Origin of the sequence: uncultured Thiodictyon sp., assembly GCF_903828115.1 — a bacterium.
Taxonomy (GTDB): Bacteria; Pseudomonadota; Gammaproteobacteria; order Chromatiales; family Chromatiaceae; genus Thiodictyon.
Map to the genome: position 1 here is coordinate 1 of NZ_CAIKKU010000597.1, position 2,704 is coordinate 2,704.

5 protein-coding genes are annotated in these 2,704 nt (G+C 68.6%); 4 read left to right on the forward strand and 1 reads right to left on the reverse strand.

Features of this window, described 5'->3' with window-relative positions; genetic code table 11:
• The 3 genes from QZY48_RS22505 to QZY48_RS22515 form a co-directional block, all read left to right on the forward strand.
• Positions 1–506, forward strand: a 506-nt coding sequence (locus tag QZY48_RS22505; protein WP_366929753.1) for a tail fiber protein, incomplete at its 5' end; no start/stop codon positions are given.
• Positions 507–516: 10 nt separating this feature from the next.
• Entirely contained in the window at positions 517–1,032 is a 516-nt protein-coding gene (locus tag QZY48_RS22510; RefSeq protein ID WP_295435336.1) for a tail fiber protein, read from the forward strand.
• A gap of 2 nt (positions 1,033–1,034) precedes the next feature.
• Complete coding sequence (locus QZY48_RS22515; RefSeq protein ID WP_295435338.1) at positions 1,035–1,532, forward strand: GNAT family N-acetyltransferase; 498 nt, start codon at positions 1,035–1,037, stop codon at positions 1,530–1,532.
• On the opposite strand, the gene QZY48_RS22520 is transcribed toward QZY48_RS22515, so the two are convergent.
• Complete coding sequence (locus QZY48_RS22520; RefSeq protein WP_295435340.1) at positions 1,511–1,825, reverse strand: hypothetical protein; 315 nt, start codon at positions 1,823–1,825, stop codon at positions 1,511–1,513. The two genes, QZY48_RS22515 and QZY48_RS22520, sit on opposite strands and share 22 nt — an antisense overlap.
• A gap of 305 nt (positions 1,826–2,130) precedes the next feature.
• Between QZY48_RS22520 and QZY48_RS22525 the strand changes: the two genes are divergently transcribed.
• Positions 2,131–2,559 carry a CBS domain-containing protein gene (locus QZY48_RS22525; RefSeq protein ID WP_295435341.1) on the forward strand — a complete coding sequence of 143 codons (429 nt, stop codon included), beginning with the start codon at positions 2,131–2,133 and terminating at the stop codon, positions 2,557–2,559.
• Positions 2,560–2,704: the final 145 nt, after the last annotated feature.

The following is a 2,704-nucleotide window of genomic DNA, read 5'->3' on the forward strand; positions in this document are numbered from 1 at the left end:
ACATTGGCGAGATCCGTCTGTTCGCAGGCAACTTCGCCCCCAAAGACTGGGCCTTCTGCGACGGGCAGCAACTGCCCATCGCGGAGTTCGATACCCTGTTCGCCCTGATCGGCACCACCTACGGCGGCGACGGGCAGAGCACCTTCGCCCTGCCGGACCTGCGCGGGCGCCTGCCCATCCACCAGGGCACCGGCCCCGGGCTGTCGCCGCGCACGCTCGGGGAGCCCGGCGGCGCTGAGGGCGTGGTCCTGACCGCGGGCCAGTTGCCCGCCCATCGGCACACCCTGTTCGCGTCCACGGGCCCGGCCACGTCGACCAGCCCGTCCGGCAACGTCACGGCGACCGCGAGCGGCACCAACATCTACGGCGCGGGGGCGCCCAGCATACCCATGAGTGGACAAGCGACGACCCAGGCCGGCGGTTCCCTGCCGCATCAGAATCTCATGCCCTACCTGTGCCTGAACTTCATCATTTCCCTGTTCGGGGTCTTCCCGCCGCGCACCTGAGGAGCCGCCCATGTCCGATCCATTCATCGCTGAAATCCGCATCTTCGCGGGCAACTTCGCCCCCCGCGGCTGGGCCCTGTGCAACGGCCAGATCCTGCCGATCGCCCCCAATACGGCCCTGTTCTCGCTCCTGGGCACCACCTACGGGGGCGACGGACGCACCAACTTCGCGCTGCCGAACCTGCAGGGCCGCGCGCCCATGCACCCGGGCACCGGTCCCGGCCTCACGGCACGGGACCTGGGTGAAACGGGCGGGGTCGAGACCGTGACCCTGGCGGCCGCCGAACTGGCCGGGCACGCCCACGCGATGCAGGGGGTACCGAGCGCCGACCAGGCCAACCCGGACAGCGGCCATGGCCTGGGGAATGCCCCCATGTACCAGACCCCGGGCGCCCTGGTGCCGCTGGCGGCAGAGGCTGTCGGCCAGACCGGCAGCGGCACCCCCAGTCCACACAACAACATGCAGCCAAACCTTGCGATGAATTTCATCATCGCCCTCATCGGGATCTTCCCGTCGCGTTCCTGAGTATGAGCCCGGCACCCCCAGTCACCCGGCGCCCGGCGACGGCCGCGGATCTCAAGTTCCTGTACCAGGTCTATGCCGATTCCCGGGCGCCGGAGATGGCCCTGGTCGCGGCCTGGGACGAGGCACAGAAGGCGGCCTTCCTGCGCTCCCAGTTCGAGGCCCAGCACACCCATTACCACCAGCACTATCCGGACGCGCACTTCGACCTGATCCTGCGCGACGGGCAGCCGATCGGGCGCCTCTACACATGCCGCCTCCCCGGGGAACTGCGGCTGATGGACATCGCGCTGCTCACCGCGGCGCGCGGCCAGGGTATCGGCACCGCCCTGCTCACCGACCTGGTGCGTGCGGCGGACCAGTCGGCCCTGCCGGTGACCCTCTACGTGGAGGGGCACAATCCCGCCCGGCGGCTCTATCAGCGCCTCGGTTTCGTGGCCGCGGGCGAGGCCATTCCCTACGAGTTCATGCGCCGACTGCCTCAGGTGAATACGGCCTCGTAGCGCATCCCTTGCCCGTCCGGCCCAAGTGGGACGAGAAAGATCTCCAGGCGGCCCAGGCTGTCGTGATTCATGACATAGGTGCGCTGCGGCAGAACGGGCAGCGCCGGACCGCGGAAGAGGACGCAGAAGGGCTGCCGTCGGTGCGGCCCCGCGGCACCTGAGCCGTGTTCGGTCACCTCGATGAGCACGAGCGGGAGCGCCCGGACCTCGCCCGGGACACCCGGATCGAGGGTAAAGGTCTGGTTCAGACAGCGTGCGAACTCGGTATGGTTGAGCGATCTGAGGTCTTGCATCAGGCCACCTCGTCGATGTTCAGATAGGCGAGCAGCAGGCCTGCCAACAGGTACAAGGTCCAGGACCTTGCCGAGTGGCGGGCGCGCTGCAACACTGCGCTTGCGTTGTCGATCCGCGCCGCGGTGCAGCTCGACGCCGGTCGGGGGCAGCAAGGCGCGCGGCTTCTGCTACGCTCAGGAGTATCCCCGCGACACTGCGGCGGGGTGGAGGGCCGGGCCGCGCGTGCTTCACACGCGGCCGCCCGCAGCGGCACCATAACGAAACGCGGCACCGAATCCCAGCGGTGCCGCCTTGAGGAGGAGTGATGAAAACGATCGAGCGGATACTCACGCAGAAGGGTCACCAGGTCTGGTCCATCGACCCGGACGCCAGCGTCCTGGAGGCCCTGACCCTGATGGCCGAAAAACGCATTGGCGCCCTGCTGGTGATGGACGCCACGGGTCCGGTCGGGATCATCTCGGAACGCGACTATGCCCGCAGCGTCGCCCTGAAGGGCAAGACGTCCCGCGCCACCCCGGTGCGCCAGATCATGACGAGCCCGGTGGTGCGCGTGGGCCCGCACCAGAGCGTTCAGGAGGCCCTCGCACTCGTGACCGACCGGCGCGTGCGCCACCTGCCGGTGATGGACGGCGACCAACTGCTCGGCCTGGTTTCCATCGGCGACCTGGTCAAGGCCATCATCGCCGAGCAGCAATTGCTGATCGAGCAGTTGGAGGGGTACATCAACGCCTGAGGCCGATGCGTCGTCCGTAGGCTTTAGGATCACTGCCATTAAGTTCAGCCTCACGTCCAGTCCGGTCCGGCCTGGGAGCGCCGCACCTCAGTGCGGCGCGATCTCGCAGCTAACCCCGGCGGTGCGGCTTGCGCGGAGGCCGCGC